The organism is Lacinutrix sp. Bg11-31 (assembly GCF_002831665.1).
Lineage (GTDB): Bacteria > Bacteroidota > Bacteroidia > Flavobacteriales > Flavobacteriaceae > Lacinutrix.
In genome coordinates, this window is record NZ_CP025118.1 from 3308819 (window position 1) to 3327343 (window position 18525).

Here is an 18525-nt window from a genome sequence, read left to right on the forward strand (position 1 = left end):
TAAGTATTTAAAACAAAAAAACGCCTGAACTAATGTTCAGGCGTTTTTTGTAAGTATATTAAAATGTGATTAATTTACTTCAAAAGTAATTTTTAAGTTTACTCTAAAATCAGATACTTCTCCATCTTTAACGCTTGCGCTTTGATCTTGAACGTATACTGAACGTATATTTTTTACACTTTTTGAAGCATGCTTTACTGCTTTTTTAGTTGCGTCTTCCCAACTTTTTTCAGAATTTGATAATACTTCAATAACTTTTAATACAGCCATAATTTTGAGTTTTAAATTAATATTGACTCTAAATTACAGGTTTTTATAAAATTTACAAATGGAGTTATTTAAAAAAAAAGCTAAACCGATGAAAGGTTTATTTGTAAGATTAACCGTTTATAGCTTCAACCGTGTTCACTTTGCCTTTTAGCATTTCTTTTAGCATATTTTCTATACCATTTTTTAAAGTGAACGTAGAAGAAGGACAACCACTACAAGCACCTTGTAGGATAACTTTAACGGTTTTTGTTGCTTCATCATAAGAATCGAACTGAATATTACCTCCATCACTAGCAACGGCAGGTTTTACATATTCTTCAAGTATGTTTATTATTTCTTTTGAGGTGTCGTCTAAGGTTTCAAAATGTGCTTCAACTTTTTCAGTAGATTTTTCTATTACTTCTGGTGCATTAGCAGAAATAACTTCCTTTCCAGTTTCAATATAACCTCTAATAAACTCACGTAATTCATTTGTAATATCATTCCATTCAGCAACATCATATTTAGTAACAGAAACATAATTTTCATCTATAAAGACTCCTTTAACAAAAGGGAAATGAAATAATTCTGTAGCTAAAAGTGAAGATTTAGCAGTATCTATTGAAGTAAATTCGAAAGCACCATTGGCAATCTTTTTATTCGCAACAAATTTTATAACACTAGGATTAGGAGTGCTCTCTGCGTATACAGTTACTGGTGTCTTCTTTGGTGCGATGTCTTGGTTTATTACCAAGTTGCCTTCGTTTAAGTAGTTTTCAATTTGTTCAGAAACTTCATTTTGCACCTCTTTCCATTCAACAATATTAAAACGTTCAATAGCAACAAAATTACTAGTTACGTAGACTTTTTTTACAAATGGCAGATAGAATAATTGTTGAGCTAAAGGAGATGCTTTAGCTTCATCTATATTATTAAACTCGAAGCTTTGGTGCTGAGTTATAAATTGATTGACTTCAAATTTTAATATCGTAGAATTGGAAGTTTCTTGTGTTGTAACTTTAAAAGTATTCATTTTGCAACAATTTTTATGCAAAAATACTAAAAGTAAGTAGAGATATCGATATATTTGATACTTAAAGACGGCGTTAATATGTCTAAAAATTTAGCTTTTTTGTTAAATCCTTTTTATATTGGTAGCTTTAACTTTTGAGAGTCTAAATATTCCAAAGTAAATTTATATATTTGGCTCAATATAATTTATTCGACAAACGAGAGTTATTTTAGCGTGAGCTATACATTTTGAACCAACATCTACCTTGAAAAAAGATATTATGAGATTACAAAGGTTATTTACATTAGTAGTTATTGTGTTTTTTAGCACTCAATTTGCTAAGGCACAAGAAGGACTTCCTGTATATTCAGATTACTTAACAGATAATTATTATCTTATCCATCCATCTATGGCTGGAGTTGCTAATTGTTCTAAAATTAGAATTACTGGTCGCCAACAATGGTTTGGGGACGATGATGCTCCTGCATTATTAACAGCAAGTGTTAATGGTAGAGTTGGAGAGTCTCAATCTGGAATTGGAGCAATAGTATATTCTGATAAAAACGGTTTTCATTCACAAACAGGAGCGTATTTTACATATGCTCACCACATTATGTTTTCTAGAAATGAAATAGATTTAAATATGTTATCCTTTGGTTTAAGCCTTGGAGCTATTCAATATAAATTAGACGAAACATCATTTTTGTTTGATGGTCCTGATCCAATTATAGCAGGAATAGAACAATCTGCAACAAACTTTAATGTTGATTTTGGTTTTTCTTACCACTTATATGATTTTTACGCGCATGCAACAGTAAAAAATCTTTTAGAAAATGATGGTGTAAACTTTAACGAACAAGGTTTAAGCTACCAAAATTTACGTACATACTTGATTTCTGTAGGTAATACATTTAGTAGCTACAACAATGATTGGAGTTTTGAACCTTCGGTTATGTTTATGTATAGAGATGCAACAGAAGAAGCTTCTTTTGATGTAAACCTTAAAGCATATAAAACACTAGATTTCGGAAAGGTTTGGGGAGGAATCTCTTACAGAAGAAGTTTAGATGGTGCAGAGTTTGTTGATGGTTCTGGAGTAAGTAGCCAGAAATTACAATACATAACGCCACTTTTAGGTGTTAATTTAAACGACTTTATGTTTGCTTATACTTATAGTTACCAAGCAAATTCGGTAGTATTTAATAATGGTGGTTTTCACCAAATAACTTTAGGTTATAATTTTGGTTGTTCTAAAGAGCGTTACAGTTGTAATTGTCCAGCGATTAACTAAAACAAAATATATTTATATAAAAAAGGCCTCGATATATCGAGGCCTTTTTTTTTGCTTGATTTTTAATACCAATTCTGTATTTAAATAAGTTTAAGCTATTTCCATGTATAGTTTTTAACTTTCGCTTGAGATTTTATTGCTTTTATCATGGCATTCTCTAATCCATTACTGTTGTCTTTATTAGCTTTTAAAATATAATCCTTTCGTTTGTTATTTAATTCTTGAATTTCCTTCTGAATCGTTTTACGCTCTTTCGTTTTGTTTGAAACATAAGTTTTAATTTCTGAAGCACTTTTATTTTTTAGCTCCTGCGGTAATTCACTTTCATCTAAAGTTTCATATTTAAAAGTTTCGTCTTTTGATGCATCCACCAAATCCCAAGAAGAATTTTTATATAAATGAGAGCTTTTACTAACGGTTCTACTTACTGCATTTGCGCTACTATAACCTTCAGCATTATCATCTTGTTCTGCCTGTAATTGCATTTTTATCCTGCCTTGAGAACCATAGGCGATATAGGTTTTATTTAGCTTGTTGTTTTGTTTTAAAATAGCATCATCATAAGGCGTAGCAATATAAATAGTTTCTTGGTTATGGTTAATAGCCATATAGTCTCCATGTGTTAAATCGGCTCCTTCTTTCCAGTAACTAGAAATTCCTAGATTGTAGTTTCCGCAAAAAATAGTATTTACGGTTACATCTTTATTATGCGCACGTTTAGATGCGTTTTTGTAGTCTACCTCGCCTTGAGTAAAAGGCTCGTTTCCTGCAATAAAAATAAGCTTTAAATCGCCTGGATTTGCATTCCACTTTAATTGGTCTAATGCAGTATTTATTACATAACCACAATACTCGTTACCTCCTTTTGTGGTTAAGGAAAAGAGTTGTTTTGAGATTTCATCTAAATCATCACTAAAGGCTAAAACCTGTCTAATGTAGCCTTCCTCGCTATTTAAGTTGTCGTTTCCATATTCGTAAAGTGCTATTTCTAGATTGGGCTTATCGTCTTTACATTTCGCATAAGACAACTCGTTTACAATTTCCCAAAGTTGCGCTTTTGCTTGATCTATTAAACCATCCATACTGTTACTTGTGTCTAGTAACAATGCAACTTTAATGTATTTCTTGTCTAGTTTTGGAGTAGTTGAAACTGGATCTGCTGTTACAATAGTTTCGTTTAAAGCATAACTTTTAGTTTGCTTTTTGTTGTTAGCATTACAGGCTAAAAAGAAAAAGGCTGTTAAAGCTACTAAGCTAAATTTAATTGTTGTTTTCATGTGTTTAGATTTATTGATTTTTTTAAGGTTACATGCAGTTCGCTATTAATCATTCTAATAGATGATTAAGCTTTTGGCATGCTCGTGTCATAATTTTTAATTTTCTAATTTTAATTCTTTTACTGTAAGCTCTCCATCTTTAGACAGAATGAAATACTTATTTTTTATTACTTCTTTTACTTTTTCTATAGGTTTTGGTGTTTCAGGTTTTTCTCTATACTGTAGTTTTATTTCCATTCCTATTTGGATTACAGGTTCTACAATAGATGGGTTTATAATAATATCATATTCTTTAAAAGACAATGGGTCGTAATAGTAAGAGGTTTGTTTTTTTGCTTTTACTATGCCTTTGTTCTTTTTTATAGCTTCTAAAGAAATACTATTGAAAGCTTGATAGTTTTTGTAGAATTCTCTTGGAAAATGACAGTATTTAGTGTCTGCCATTGTTGGTTTGTAGTTTGTTAAATCGAAACCTAAGTCTAAATAAAATTGCTTTTTTTCTTTAAGTGTTTTTAAAATTTCGGCTCTTAGCTTTGTGTAAACAGCTTCAATATTATTTATAAAATAATCCACTTTTACTAAATTGTAAATTTCGTTTTTTGCACAAGCTGCTAATACCTTTTCAAACTGATTAACCTTAGTGAACTTAATATGTAAGTTTTGCTGTAACTCGAAGCCTTTGGGAACTTCAGTATAAGTTTTACTAAATAATTTTTTTTCAACTACAGTTTCGTAAACAGGAACAAAAGAAATAACATCTATAATAATATCCTTGTTAAATATACCTTGAGTCGTTAAAGCGCTTTTTACGCTATTAACACGCGCGTTCATTAATCTATTGGTGTCTTCTGCCGTTTCACCAATTTGAACCAAGTTAAAAACAGCTGTGTAAGAATCTGCTACAATATTGTTAAGTGCTTTTACATCTATTGTAATTACTGGATTTGGCACTAGATTTCGCTGCCTAAAAGTATTCAAGTTGTTACCATAAGTATTAGCATTGCCAAGCGATTCTGCATGTATAACATTTTGCCTAGAAATAGTAGTTGCATTACCTCTAATTTGTGCAGATGTAAAAGAAGCGTATAATAATAAGGCTAAGTAAATTGAGTGTTTCATGTGTTTGTGTATTAATTAGAGTGTAAACTTATGCTCAACTTTTTTTTAATAAAAATAGCAATGAGTGAATGCTACTTTGTAATGAGTGACTTGCGTTTTTAAATGAGTAAACAAGGCGATTTTATCTGTGTGTTGCTTCAGTTTCGAGGAAACTGATTTTATTATGCCAATTAAAGTGTGTAAGTTTATCTTTTAGTAATTATAAAAATGAAGCACATTAAATTATATATAAGTTATATTCTATTCATTATTTGCTCGTGTACATTGTATGGACAGCAAAGCGATGCTATAGAAACAGAAGGTCAAATTAAAAACGAAGCTTTTTTCTACATTCGTGGTCTAGTAAAGGAAGAAGAATCTAGTGAAGCTATTAAAGATGTTAATGTCGAAATAAATGGAGGCGCGTACACATCGTCTAATGGAGCTGGCGAATTTAGAGTACGAGCAAAAATTGGAGACGAACTTATTATTAGTCACAAAGACTTTGAAACCATTTATTACACCGTAAAAAGTGATGAGCGTATTACTGTAAATGTATTACCAAAAACGTCGTATTCAAGTAGTAAGTTATTTAAAAGAACGCAAAATAACTCATTTAACAATTTAATAGATTCGGCATTAGTTTACAAGAAAAAATCTGCCAATAAAAGTATACAATTTGTAACAGAAAGCATTAAAAAGAGTGAGTCTGTAAAGCAAAATGCTGAAGCCTTCGAAGTGCTTGCCGACATTTATATGCATTGGAAACAATACGATTTAGCAGTTTCTAATTATAGAATAAGCCTTAATAGTTACAATTCTAACGAAGTAAAATTGAAGTTAGGAGAAGCATACATGCTTAATAGTAATTATCAAGAAAGTGTTTCGGTTTTAGAAGAATTAAATCAGAAGGAATTATCCAATTATCAATTAGTTGAGTTAAACGAAGGACTTGGTGATGTTTTTTATAAAATGAAAGACTATACAAAGTCTGTCGCTTCGTACAATAAAGGATTAAGTATTGCTCAAAAACACTTAATTGCACCTAAAGTAACCGACTTAAATTCTAAAATAGCCCAATCGTTTGATGCTAGCGGAAGCACTGATAAAGCAAAAAAATATTATAGTAATTCGCTAGATTTAGCAACGCAAGAGAATAAAACACGAGCAATAAAAGAGAAAGTGAAAGTTGCAGATTTTAATAACTCTAATAGAAATTTTGATGACGAAATTCGCCTTAGACAAGAGGCTATTTTAGATATTAAAGATATTGAAAAAGATTCTATAATAGATATTGAAAGCAGTTACACCATTCAAAAACAAAACTATAAAATTGGTAATGCATTATATATGCAAAAAAACTATGCTGAAGCGATACCATATTTAGAAAAAAGTATAGTAGAGGCAGGCGAGCGAGAGGATTTAGTGGTTGAAAAAGATGCCAATAGGAAGCTGTCGGAAGTTTTTGAAGAATCTGGAGATTATGAAAGTGCTAGAAAAACTTACGACGAATATATTAAGTCTGTTGAAGCACTTTTTGTAAAAAAAGAGCAGCAAATAACACAAGCTGCGCGTTTTAATAAAAGTATTGCCGAAAAACAAAACCGCATCACCTCTCTAGAAAGCGATCGAGAACTATCGGAAAGTAGATATCAATTAAACCAGGAACAAAATAAGAGCCAGAAAATAATAATTTATTCACTTATTGGTGGATTGTTACTATTACTTTTTGCAGCTTATTTAATGTATAAGTATATTAAACAACAACGCTTGGCAAATAATTTATTGGCTTTAAAATCTTTACGAAGCCAAATGAATCCTCATTTTATATTTAACGCATTAAATTCTGTCAATAGCTTTATTGCCACAAACGATGAGCGCACAGCAAATAAATATTTAAGCGATTTTTCTAAGCTAATGCGAGCCGTTTTAGAAAATAGTGAGCAAGATTTTATTCCTTTAGCAAAAGAAGTAGAGTTATTGCAATTATATACAAAACTGGAACATTTTAGATTTCAAGATAAGTTCGATTATAATATTACAGTAGACGAAGCCATAAATGTGGAAGATTACCAAATTCCGCCAATGTTATTGCAGCCTTATATAGAAAATGCGGTTTGGCATGGCTTACGATATAAAGAAGAAAAAGGGCAGCTTGATATTTCTATAACAAAAAAGAGTAAAGATGAAATTACTATAACCATTACAGATAATGGTATTGGTCGAGAAAAATCTAAGTCACTTAAAACCGAAAACCAGCAGAAACAGAATTCTAAAGGCATGGGAAATATAAAAAAGCGAGTTGCTATTTTAAATGAAATGTATAAAGATAAAGTTGATGTTTTTATAGACGAATTATATAAAGGACAAACTGAAGGAGATATTGGAACTAAGGTTGTTGTTACTTTGAAACGAGATTAGTTATGTGGAGTAGAGTTTTTGCTTTATTATTTGTGTCAATGGTTTTAAGTTGTAAATCAACTTCATATAAGCCAAATAAAATGATTGAATTATCTGATTTTGTTGATTTAAATATAAAGAAAAATCAAATTAATAGTGATCCAATGATTTTGTTGAATGGAAAGCCTTATAAAAGATTGAGTCAATTAAATGACTCTGATGATAAATTAAAGAAAAGGCCTTATTCATCTTATAATTATATTTATAAAGATTCAAAATATTTCTCTAATCATTTAGGTAAAGAAGCAAAAGAAGGAGTAATTATTATAGATACTATAATTTCTATTTATTGTAAACGATACCCTAAAATCGTCTACCTAATAAATGATAAAGAAGTAGATAGCGATCAATATTTGAAAAAACTTAAAAATTTAACAGAATCAAAAAATGAGATAATGACTTATTGGAATGAAATAAGAAATATTCCTTCTAAAAATAATGAGAGAATGAGTATTAGTATAATAAACACAAAACTCAGAACCAACAGCAAATGAAACTAAACTCAATAATAGTAGAAGACGAAGAAACAAGTAGAGAGATTCTTAAAAACTATCTCAAAAAATACTGTCCAAACGTAAATGTTGTTGGTGAAGCAGCAAACATAAACGAAGGCTTAGAGTTAATAAGAAACAACGAGTTAGATTTGGTTTTTTTAGATGTAGAAATGCCTTATGGTAATGCCTTCGATTTACTAGATAAGGTGGGAGACAGAGATTTTGAAACCGTTTTTGTAACTGCATACAACAATTATGCAATTGAGGCTTTAAATGCACACGCAAGCTATTATTTAATGAAACCTATTGCAATAGACGATTTAATAAAGGCAGTAGATTATGTAGTAGAAATTAAAACAAAAGAAGATGCACTACAAGATCAAGTTTTAGTACCAAAAACCAATAATAATGTAGCTGGAAAAATAACCATTCCACAACAAAATGGATTCGAAGTTATAAGTACTGCAGATATTCTATTTTGTAAAGCCGATGACAATTATACCGAAATCCATTTAAACAACAACAAAAAGAAAGTAGTAAGCAAAACACTTAAGTATTTTGAGCAGGCCTTAGAAGATTCTAATTTTGCGCGTGTGCATAAAAGTTACTTAGTTAATGTAAACGAAGTTGTAAAATATGTAAAAGGAAAAGGAGGAAGCGTAATTTTAAGTAACGGAAAAGAAGTGATGGTTTCGCCATCTAGAAAATCTGAATTATTATCTTATTTTAAATAATAATTCGTCAGTTCGAGTGATGCGACCAAAGGAGCATTGTATCGAGAACAATTTAGAACAATAATCAGGTTAACAAAAAAAAACACTTCTCGATACAATTTTCTCATGCTTCAAAAATCACTCGAAGTGACACCAAAGTATTAAATTGCATCACGTTGTCAGTTCGAGTGTTCCGATTTTTTTTATCGGAATGTATCGAGAACCAATAAACAAATTAGCGAATTAACAAATTAACTAAACCATGCCAATAATAAAACCAGTAAACGGAAAAAGCCCACAATTACCAGAAGACTGCTACATTGCAGAAAACGCAACTATTGTTGGAGATGTACAAGTAGGAAAACAATGTAGTATCTGGTTTAATGCTGTGTTACGAGGCGATGTAAATTATATAAAACTGGGTAATAAGGTAAATGTACAAGATGGAGCAATTGTGCATTGCACATACCAAAAATACCCAACAATTATTGGGAATAATGTGTCTATTGGACACAATGCCATAGTGCATGGTTGTACCATTCAAGATAATGTACTTATAGGAATGGGAAGTATAGTTATGGATAACTGCGTTATAGAAAGTAATAGTATAGTTGCGGCAGGAGCAGTAGTTACACAAAACACTACAGTAGAATCTGGAAGTATTTACGCAGGAGTTCCAGCGAAAAAAGTTAAAGACATTAGTAAAGAATTAATTAATGGAGAAATAAACCGCATTGCTGAGAATTATGTGAAATATTCTAGTTGGTTTAAGTAATAAAAGTTGCCTGTATAAATTAATTTAAATGTCAAAAAACACATTTTCTTAAATTCGTAAACTAATAAGATTATTTTTAAATAGTAGGTAGTGTTTTTCGTCGATTTCTATTTGTTATATACGGATGTTACAAAACTTATTATTTTTTAGCTTTCTTTTTCATTGATAAAACAGCATATCTTGAAAGTTCACTGTTTTCTAAAATCAAATTATGACTAAATGTTGTATAATTATTAATTCCATTTGACGCGCTTTTTTCACCTAATTTCCCTTTAATATAATATGTCTTTCCAGTTTCGGCTTTAATTTCTACTAGGCTATCATCTCCAGAACTAAAAAAAGAATGTAATTCGTTACTCTTAATTTTTAGTAGAAAATAACTATTTCCTTTAATCTTAACTAACTCTTTACCATTGTGATAAACTTTGAAAGCAGTTGTTTGACCATTATAGATATATACATTAGCAAATCCTAAATCCGGTTTTAGAATTTTAGTTCCTAAAGAGTTTTTTACTTTACTAGAATCGGATAAGTAACCGTTTTCAAATTCAACAATTCGTTTTGTTATTATTGATGAATTTCCATTAACATAGTATTTAATCTTACCATTTTTAATCTCTCTAATTTCGCAAGAAAATTGAAAACCATTTTCGTCTACTAAATAATCTGGAAACTCCTGTGAATAGACTAAACTCGAAAATAGTATCAAAAGAAGAATAATCGGTGATTTCTGTTTCATATGTTTTGTAACGTTTATGTATATGGAAAGTTGCGGTTTTGTGTGCGAGGATTTTCCGCAGGAAAATCAGATGTAACAAAAATGCACGAACTCTTGATTAAGCACTAAACTACGCATTATTTTTATGCGATGTTGGCAACAGTTTTTAGTTTTTTTGTTAATTCAGATATTGTCATTTTCTGAATAATATTATTTGTGTTTGCACTTAAAATATCGTCATTTTCCAATTTTAAAATCATCAATTCCGATTGTTCTTTTAACTCAAGTAAAGATTCGTTTTTCTGTATTTCTACAAGTTTTGTGTCAAATCTTTTTTTCAGAGTTATTGTTCCATTATTATTTAGCAATTCAAAACCAGCATAGTCAATTAAGCTCTTAATTCCGCTTAAAAATTTAACTCCTAAAACTCCGATTGCTATCATTCCGACAGTTGTGATTAGCGATAAAATACTAAATTCGCCTTCGCTCGAAAATGAACCAATAAGACCTAAAATTCCAAAAAATCCAATTAGACAAAATATTATTCCCAAAACAATTGCAACAATATCCATTAAAACAGCTTTGTCAGTTCGGGTAACTTTAATTGAGTCGCCGAATTTGTCGGCTTTAAATCCAAGATTCTTTAAATAATCAAGATTTTCAATTTCAGAAATTTTTTCGTTAAGAGTGTTTTCCAAACCTGCGATATTCTCTTGAATATTTCGGTGATTTAATTCCGTTTTTAAATTCAGTTGAGATTGGAATGTCAACTTTTTATGAATTGCTAAAAGTTCAATTAATTCTCTATCAGTTTTTCCTTTGTACATAGTTTCTCTTAAATTGTTGCCAACGTTTATGTATAAGAATAGTTGCGGTTTTGTGTGCGAGGATTTTCCGAAGGAAAATCAGATGTAACAAAAGCGCAACGACCTTTGATTAAGCACAATGTAGCAATTATTTTTATACGGTGTTACCCAACGTTTTTTCTTTTCTATTTAACCATTTAGTAATTCGGTCGTAATTAGTTAGCAAAATATAGCCAACAATTAAATTCATTCCAGAAATTACCCAATTGAAGTAATCCGTTATTTTTCCAAAACTAAAATCTTCCAATTGATTCAGTCCGTTTGGTGAAACCTCTTTTTTAAATGCTAAATAAGTATATTGTAAAAAGTCAGGTAAATAGTCGATAATCAAAAATCCGCCAATTAATATCAGGGCAAGTTGCATTATTTTTTGACTATTAAAATTCTTAAATTCAATTCGTTCGTCATCAAATCCTTTGTCTAATTTTAGAAAGTCAATTATTAAGTCAGTTTTACGAATTAGAAGTATATAAACCAAAACTGTTAAAGCCACAGCTCCAAAAATCCAAAGTAACACAATCGGTTCGAATTGAAAAGTTACATAGCTTATATTGGTCGGAATGTATGTGAAAACAGTTAGAATTAATGAGTAAAGTCCGAAAAGTTTTATTATAATTCTAAAAAAATCTCTTTTTGTCATAAGTTGGTTTTCAAATGTTGGGTAACGTGTTATATCAACACTTTTATTAACGATATCCCGTAAATATATCAGATTATAGTCAGTTTTGTGTTAATGCTATCCTATAAAGATAATTTATTAATATTAGCATATAAGTAGTTTTTTTTATTAGAAGTACACTAAAAAATCAAATTAAAACTCTAAATAATCAACATAAAACGTATCTCCCAAAAGAGATTGCATTACTTCGGTGTTCTTCAAATTAATATAAAACTTATTCTTTGGTTTTAGTGTTTCGGCATTTAATAAATTATGTTGCTCTAAAACAGCTTTAGTTTGTTTAGCAACTGCCAAACCAGAATCTATAATTTTAACATGATTAGGAAGTAATTTAGTAAGCATAGGAATAAGATATGGATAATGCGTGCAACCAAGTACTAGATAATCTATATTGGCTTCAAGCATTGGTTTTAAATAGCTTTTAAGCAGCATTTCCATCTCAATAGACTCATAGTTTCCAGTTTCAATTAATTCTACAATACCTTGGCCAACTTGCTCTACAATGGTTATGCCATTTGAATATAAGTTAGATGTATTGTGAAACAACGCACTAGATAGCGTGCCTTTAGTGGCTAAAATACCAATAGCTTTTGTTTGCGTATTTAATGCAGCTGGTTTAATTGCTGGTTCAATGCCAATAATTGGAACATTATATTTTTCTCTTAAAACACTAATAGCATTTGTTGTTGCAGTATTACAAGCAATAACAATAAGTTTACAGTTTTTATTTAAAAGGAACTCGGTGTTTTTTATACTAAGCTCAATAATTTTGTCTTTACCTTTTTGCCCATAAGGCGCATTTAAACTATCGGCTAAATAAATAGAACTTTCGAGAGGCAAACACAAGTGCATTTCTTTCCATATGGAAGTGCCACCAACGCCAGAATCGAATATGCCAATAGGTTGTTTACTCATAAAAATTTAGTCTAAGATTACTCACTTTATAAAAATACAAAAGCCGACTTAATAAGTCGGCTTTTAGTACTATTTGTTTTGGTTAGGTCTTCTTAGAATCCTAATTCTCTCTTTACATCTGCAAGTAAATCTTTACCTTCAGCCATAATTACTCCACCTTGAGGAGAAGAATCTAATACATAGTCAAAACCTTGAGCTTTAGCTACTTTTAAGATTGCTGCTTTAGCTTTTTCAGTAATAGGCTTTAAAAGCTCCATTTCTTTCTTTTGTAATTGCTGTTGAGCATTAGCTGCATATTGTTGCATAGATTGTTGATCTGTCTGTACTTCAACATAACGCTTTTCGTTCTCTTCTTGAGTTTTTGTAGTAGCTTCTGCTTCAAAACGTTCAGTTTTAGTTTTTAATTCTAGTTTCATAGCTTCAATATCAGATTGGTAAGTTTTACCAATACGTTCCATATCTGCTTGAGCAACTTTCATATCAGGCATTGCTTGAATTAAGTCTGTTGTATTAATGTGGGCAACCTTAGATTGAGCGTTTGTAAAGCTAGTAGCTCCAAAAAATAATGTTGCTGCAATTAGTAATGTTTTAATTTGTTTCATTTTTAAAATAGTATTTGTGTGTTATAGTTATTAATTTTTAATCGTCTTGATTCTCGTCTTCTGGAGCACTGTCTTTTTCTTCTTTTGCTTTCTTACGATCCTCTAAGGTTTTTTGTCTTTTATCTTCAAGCATTTTTTTTCTAGCTGCTCTATCTGCTAGTTTCTTCTGTTTACGTGCTTCTAAAATTTGTTCTTTAGTTTTAGGAGCATCTCCAGTTTCTGCTTTATTATCTTCGGTACCTTCTTCTTTATTGTTCTCTGTACCTTCTTTAGTTTTATTTCTTGCGTCTAGCTTATCTTGTTTTGCTTTTTCTCTTGCTGCAATTGCTGCTGCTCTTTTATCTGCAATCTCTTTTTTTCTAGCTTCTTGTAACGCTGCTCTATCTGCTTTTTTCTTATCTAAAGCGAGTTGTCTTGCGTCTTTGCTTTCGTCTATTTCTACAGTTACATCCTCATCTTTAGCTTCTTTTTTATCTTTCTTAGACTTTAGCTGCTTTCTTTTAGAAGAGCGTGTAATAGTTCTTAAAACTTGCTCGCTCATATCAAAACGCTCTGCTGAATATAGCATTACTAGATCTGCGGACTTGTCGAAAACAAAATCGTATTTTTTTGCTTTAGCAATATCTTGAACTGCTTGAAAAATTTGATCTTGAACGGGCTGCATTAATTGTCTCTTTTGGATCATTAAATCTCCATTAGGTCCAAATCGCTTTTGCTGATAATCTAATACTTCCTTTTCTTCAAAAGTGATATCTTCTTCGCGTTCTTCAATTAATTCTTTAGTTAAAAGTGCCTTCTCGTTATTTAAGTCGGTTCTCTTTTGTTCTACAATTTTTAATTTTGTTTCTATCTCACCTTTCCATTTCTGAACTTTTGAATCTAACTGTGAAGTTGCCTCAGTATATTCAGGTACGTTTTGTAAAATATATTCGGTATCTATATATCCAACTCTCACTCCACGTTGCGCGTTTGCTTGAAAGGATAGCATTGATACTATGGTCAATAAAAAAAGAACTTTAATTTTCATCTGGTTATATTTTTATATTTAATAACATAAATTCAAAAAAACAGACAGTTTGGATATTGATTCTGTCTTATTTTGAATCACTTAGTTTTCAAAATAACGAATTTTAATTGTAAAAATTTTAATTCTTGAATCAAATCCTCAAAGTAATCATTGAAAATATCGTGCCAAAAATAATAAATTGTTGAAATTTTTACATTAATAAAGGCCTTTTTTTATACAAAAAAGACCTTTATTTTATTAAAATTGTTGTCCGATAATAAAGTGAGTTTCCCATCCATGCTTTATTGTATTTCCTGGAAGTGGATCGAAACCATGTCCGAAATCAATACCTAATAAACCAAAGGCAGGCATAAATATTCTAACTCCTAAACCTGCAGAACGTTTTACGTTAAACGGGTTGTAGTCTTTAAAACTGTCGTATGATGCTCCAGCGTCTAAGAAACCTAAGGCATATATTTTTGCTGATTGCTTTAGTGTAATTGGATAACGTAATTCTAAAGAGAATTTATTAAAGACTGTTCCTCCATCGTTATCTGATAGTCCTTGGTTTGGGTAGCCTCTTAAAGCAACGGCTTCTCTACCATCTAAACTATAACTTCCTAGTCCATCACCTCCAAGAAAGAAACGCTCGAAAGGAATAATACCTCTATCTTGATTATATGCACCTAAATAACCAAATTCTAAACTTGATTTAAAAACGAATTTATCTACTAATTTTGTGTACCAATCTCCTTTAAATTTTAATTTATAAAATTCTAACCATTTAAAACGTTCTTGGTCAATTTCAGAAATTCTATTTGATGCAACAGTTCTATCATCAATATCTAGAGTAGCATCGTTTACAATCTCTTGATTTGTTTCTCGCTCTACGCGTAAAGATTCGTAGTCTGTGCCATTAAGCATAGAATATGGTAGGGATAATTTTGCTGTTGCTGAGAAACTAGATCCTCCTGTTGGGAAAACGGGATCGTTAAAGGTGTTATTTCTACTTAGTCCTATTGTGTAAGATAAATTGTTAGAATAACCATCACCAAAAGTAAATAATCCTGTGTTGTAGTTTTTTAAATTGTAGTGTTGAAAACTCAACGCTTGAGATAGCGTAAAGTAATCGTCTGGTACAGATAAACGTTTAGCTAAACCCAATGTAAGACCTGTAATATTAAAACGTTTGTCTTTATCAGCTTTTCCGGTTTGCGCATTATATAAAAACTGCTTAGTATGCGATAACGATGTTGAAAATTGTACTGGTTTTTTTCCACCCATCCAAGGCTCTGAAAACTGAAAACTATAGGTTTGGTAAAAACGACTTGCTTGTAAACGTAATGCTAATTTTTGACCATCTCCAGAAGGAATTGGTTTGTATGCATCCTTTTTAAGAATATCTTTTAATGAGAAGTTGTTAAATGATAAACCTAATGTACCAATAAAACCACCACCACCATAACCACCTTGTAGTTCTATTTGGCTAGATCCAGACTCTACAACACCATATTCTATATCTATAGTTCCATCATCTGGGTTTGCGTTTTTAAACTGAGGATCAATTTGTTCTGCATCAAAGAAACCTAACTGACTTAATTCACGAACTGTACGTACAACGTTAGATTTACTATATAATTCGCCTGGTCGTGTTCTTATTTCTCTATAAATAACATGATCGTTAGTTTTCTCGTTTCCAACTACAGTAATTTTGTTAAAATAAGTTGGTTTACCTTCCGAAATTCTAATTTCCATGTCTATTACATTGCCATCTGCACTTACCTCAACTGGATTAATAGTAGAGAATAAATAACCATGATCTTGGTAAAGATTTGTAATATCGTCTGCATCTGGACTTGAATTGTCTGCAATTCGTTTTTCTAATAAAACACCATTATAAGTATCTCCATTTTCAATTCTTAACTTACGTCTTAAAAATTGGTCTGTATAAACGGTGTTACCAATAAATGTAATTTCTCCAAAGGTATATTTTTCTCCTTCTTCTACTTTAATGTTTAAGCTTACTGTTTTAGCATTATTAACAATTAAAGTATCTGAAATAATACGAGCATCTCTGTATCCATTTTCCTTATACTTGTTTATAACACTATTTATGTCTTCTTTAAAATCGGCTTCTATATATTTAGAACGCTTTAATATACGAATAGGGTTTTTTTGCTTAGTGTTTTTCATGGCTTTTCTAAGCTTTTTATCGCTTAAAACAGTATTCCCTTCAAAGTTGATTTTGCTAATTTTAACCTTTTCACCTCTATCTACAGTTAATACCATATTTACTCTGGCATTATCTAGTGAGTCTACTACAGGAATGGTATTGATGTTTACTTTTGTATTTAAAAAACCTGCTTTTCTGTTTGTATTCTGAATATAGTTTTTTGTAGTAGTAATAAGGTTTTCAGTGATTTTTACACCTTGTTGAAGCTTGCTTTCTTTAATTAAGGCTTCTTTTTTGCTTTTCTTAACACCAACAATTTTTAATTCGTTTAAAGCTGGTAAATCGGCAAGTCTTATTTCAAGGTATGCAGCATTGCCTTCAATTTTAGAAAGGTATACTTCAATATCGCTAAAGAGGTTTGTTTTCCATAGTTTTTTAATAGCAGTACTTATTTCTTCACCAGGAATTAGTATTTCATCTCCTTTTTTAAGTTTAGAAAACGTAATAATGGTTTGCTCACTAAAGCTTGTGTTACCAACAACTTTTATGTCTGCAATTGTGTATGTTTTACTGTCCTCATAAGAGAGGTCTTGCGCTTGAGTTAAAAAACTAGATAGCGCAAATAGTATTGCTAATGTGGATTGTAAAAATGTTTTCAATTGTTTGTTTTTAACTAATTTGTTCACTTGTTTTCCCAAAGCGTCTTTCTCTATTTTGATATTCGATGATAGCATCACAAAGGTGTTGCTGTGTAAAATCTGGCCATAATACTTTTGTAAAGTATAATTCAGCATAAGCTATTTGCCAGAGTAAAAAATTACTGATGCGTTGTTCTCCACTGGTTCTAATAAGTAGGTCTACATCTGGTAAATTTTGCGTGTAAAGATGCTCATTAATAATCGATTCGTCAATATTTTCAGAAGAAATTATATTATTTTTAACTTTATCGCTTATTTCTTTAATGGCATTTAGTAATTCATCACGAGAACCATAGCTTAATGCTAAGGTTAATGTCATGCGTGTATTGCTTTTAGTATTCTCTATTACCTCATTAAGTTCTTTAAAGACCTTTTTAGGTAAGTTAGAGAGATTACCAATAGCATTAAGTTTTATGTTGTTTTTTTGAAGTGTCTTAATTTCTTTCTTTAAAGAAGATACTAAAAGCCTCATTAAAGTATCTACTTCTAACTTTGGCCTGTTCCAGTTTTCTGTAGAGAATGCGTATAATGTTAGGTTTTCTATACCTAGTTCTGCACTCGCTTCAACGGTTTGGCGTACGGATTTTGTGCCATTTTCGTGACCAATAGCACGAAGAAAGCCTTTTTGTTTAGCCCAACGACCATTGCCATCCATAATAATGGCAACATGTTTTGGTAATTTACTTGTATTTATCTTGCTTGTATCCAAATTATCCTCCTGGGCAAAAACATGGGTTTCTACCAAATGTATAGGTTAGTGTAATACCTGTAAAGGTATACCAATCATTATTATTAGTGTTTCCAAAGCTAACAGATGCATCTGCTCCACCATAATCTGAGACACTCCCGTCTAATTTATCCGAAAACGTATAACGAGCTCCAATTTCTAAAGCTAAAATAAAATCTGTTGAAACCGCTACTTTATATCCTAAAACCATAGGAATACCAAAAGCATAGTTCGTAGTTTCTTCGTCTACAATAGCACCAGTGCCATCAGGATTAAAAAAAAAATTATCGTGTTTTGCTACACTAATTCCAGAGTATAAATAAGGAGTAGAAACCGTTCCTCCATTATGCAAATCGAAATCGAAAAAAGTAAATTCCATTCCAGCAGAAAGTTCTAAAATGTTATTATTAAACTTATAATCTCTTATTTGTCTGCTAGGATCATCAGAATCATTATCGTCTCCTTCTAACTCTGTAAAGGTTAAAGAGATTCTATAAGAATGCCTTTTGCTTCTGTTCCATTTATAGATTGCTCCAAAAGCTAATTGCTTAGGTGCTATATAGTCTGTTGCACCTACATCTCCAATAAAGTTACTGCCACCAACGAAAATTCCAAATTCGTTAATTTGAGCGCTACTTATTTGTGTGCCAAAAAATATTATTAGTAAAAGCGTTAAATACTTCATAAATCTTCAAAGTTTGCAAATATAATAAATAAGATTAGCCTATTGTGATTTCAGCTAAATAGTTACAGTTTAAAACAGTGATTACTT

Annotated in this window: 18 protein-coding genes; 5 read left to right on the forward strand and 13 right to left on the reverse strand. The window is 30.9% G+C overall.

The genetic code is table 11. The features are described from left to right. Nucleotides 1-69: 69 nt before the first annotated feature. Nucleotides 70-270 carry a dodecin family protein gene (locus CW733_RS14710; protein WP_100998018.1) on the reverse strand — a complete coding sequence of 67 codons (201 nt, stop codon included), beginning with the start codon at nt 268-270 and terminating at the stop codon, nt 70-72. Between the two features lie 109 nt (nt 271-379). Next, nucleotides 380-1282 carry a NifU family protein gene (locus CW733_RS14715; protein ID WP_100998020.1) on the reverse strand — a complete coding sequence of 301 codons (903 nt, stop codon included), beginning with the start codon at nt 1280-1282 and terminating at the stop codon, nt 380-382. Nucleotides 1283-1541: 259 nt separating this feature from the next. On the opposite strand from CW733_RS14715, the gene CW733_RS14720 reads away from it, so the two are divergent. Continuing rightward, nucleotides 1542-2552, forward strand: a complete 1011-nt coding sequence (locus tag CW733_RS14720) for a type IX secretion system membrane protein PorP/SprF (RefSeq protein WP_100998022.1) — start codon at nt 1542-1544, stop codon at nt 2550-2552. 95 nt (nt 2553-2647) lie between these two features. On the opposite strand, the gene CW733_RS14725 is transcribed toward CW733_RS14720, so the two are convergent. Further along, a complete protein-coding gene (locus tag CW733_RS14725; RefSeq protein WP_100998024.1) occupies nt 2648-3829 on the reverse strand; it encodes a VWA domain-containing protein in 1182 nt (393 codons plus the stop codon). Between the two features lie 96 nt (nt 3830-3925). After that, nucleotides 3926-4948 (reverse strand): SIMPL domain-containing protein, encoded by a 1023-nt coding sequence (locus CW733_RS14730; protein ID WP_100998025.1) that lies wholly within the window; start codon nt 4946-4948, stop codon nt 3926-3928. A gap of 207 nt (nt 4949-5155) precedes the next feature. Between CW733_RS14730 and CW733_RS14735 the strand changes: the two genes are divergently transcribed. The 4 genes from CW733_RS14735 (at nt 5156) to CW733_RS14750 (ending at nt 9369) form a co-directional block, all read left to right on the forward strand. Next, nucleotides 5156-7348: a histidine kinase gene (locus CW733_RS14735; protein WP_100998027.1), complete on the forward strand. Its 2193-nt coding sequence runs from the start codon at nt 5156-5158 to the stop codon at nt 7346-7348. 80 nt (nt 7349-7428) lie between these two features. Then, nucleotides 7429-7881, forward strand: coding sequence for a hypothetical protein (locus CW733_RS14740; protein WP_157811592.1), 453 nt, complete (start codon nt 7429-7431; stop codon nt 7879-7881). After that, nucleotides 7878-8615 (forward strand): LytTR family DNA-binding domain-containing protein, encoded by a 738-nt coding sequence (locus tag CW733_RS14745; RefSeq protein WP_100998031.1) that lies wholly within the window; start codon nt 7878-7880, stop codon nt 8613-8615. The genes CW733_RS14740 and CW733_RS14745 overlap by 4 nt, the downstream gene beginning before the upstream one ends. Nucleotides 8616-8856: 241 nt before the next feature. Next, nucleotides 8857-9369 (forward strand): gamma carbonic anhydrase family protein, encoded by a 513-nt coding sequence (locus CW733_RS14750; protein WP_100998033.1) that lies wholly within the window; start codon nt 8857-8859, stop codon nt 9367-9369. A 139-nt stretch (nt 9370-9508) separates the two neighbouring features. Here CW733_RS14750 and CW733_RS14755 read toward each other — a convergent pair whose 3' ends face one another. The 9 genes from CW733_RS14755 to CW733_RS14795 form a co-directional block, all read right to left on the reverse strand. Next, nucleotides 9509-10108 carry a hypothetical protein gene (locus CW733_RS14755; RefSeq protein ID WP_100998035.1) on the reverse strand — a complete coding sequence of 200 codons (600 nt, stop codon included), beginning with the start codon at nt 10106-10108 and terminating at the stop codon, nt 9509-9511. A gap of 122 nt (nt 10109-10230) precedes the next feature. Then, a complete protein-coding gene (locus CW733_RS14760; protein WP_100998037.1) occupies nt 10231-10914 on the reverse strand; it encodes a hypothetical protein in 684 nt (227 codons plus the stop codon). A 133-nt stretch (nt 10915-11047) separates the two neighbouring features. Continuing rightward, entirely contained in the window at nt 11048-11593 is a 546-nt protein-coding gene (locus tag CW733_RS14765; protein WP_100998039.1) for a hypothetical protein, read from the reverse strand. A 171-nt stretch (nt 11594-11764) separates the two neighbouring features. After that, the gene (gene murI, locus CW733_RS14770) at nt 11765-12547 is read right to left on the reverse strand and encodes a glutamate racemase (protein WP_100998041.1); all 783 of its coding nucleotides are present in this window, start codon (nt 12545-12547) and stop codon (nt 11765-11767) included. A 92-nt stretch (nt 12548-12639) separates the two neighbouring features. Then, the gene (locus CW733_RS14775; protein WP_100998043.1) at nt 12640-13149 is read right to left on the reverse strand and encodes an OmpH family outer membrane protein; all 510 of its coding nucleotides are present in this window, start codon (nt 13147-13149) and stop codon (nt 12640-12642) included. A gap of 37 nt (nt 13150-13186) precedes the next feature. Next, nucleotides 13187-14176, reverse strand: coding sequence for an OmpH family outer membrane protein (locus CW733_RS14780; RefSeq protein WP_100998045.1), 990 nt, complete (start codon nt 14174-14176; stop codon nt 13187-13189). Between the two features lie 237 nt (nt 14177-14413). Beyond that, nucleotides 14414-17062, reverse strand: coding sequence for an outer membrane protein assembly factor (locus CW733_RS14785; RefSeq protein WP_100998047.1), 2649 nt, complete (start codon nt 17060-17062; stop codon nt 14414-14416). Then, nucleotides 16998-17735, reverse strand: coding sequence for an isoprenyl transferase (locus CW733_RS14790; RefSeq protein ID WP_100998049.1), 738 nt, complete (start codon nt 17733-17735; stop codon nt 16998-17000). The genes CW733_RS14785 and CW733_RS14790 overlap by 65 nt, the downstream gene beginning before the upstream one ends. Before the next feature lies 1 nt (nt 17736). Next, the gene (locus tag CW733_RS14795) at nt 17737-18438 is read right to left on the reverse strand and encodes a DUF6089 family protein (protein ID WP_100998051.1); all 702 of its coding nucleotides are present in this window, start codon (nt 18436-18438) and stop codon (nt 17737-17739) included. Nucleotides 18439-18525 lie beyond the last annotated feature (87 nt).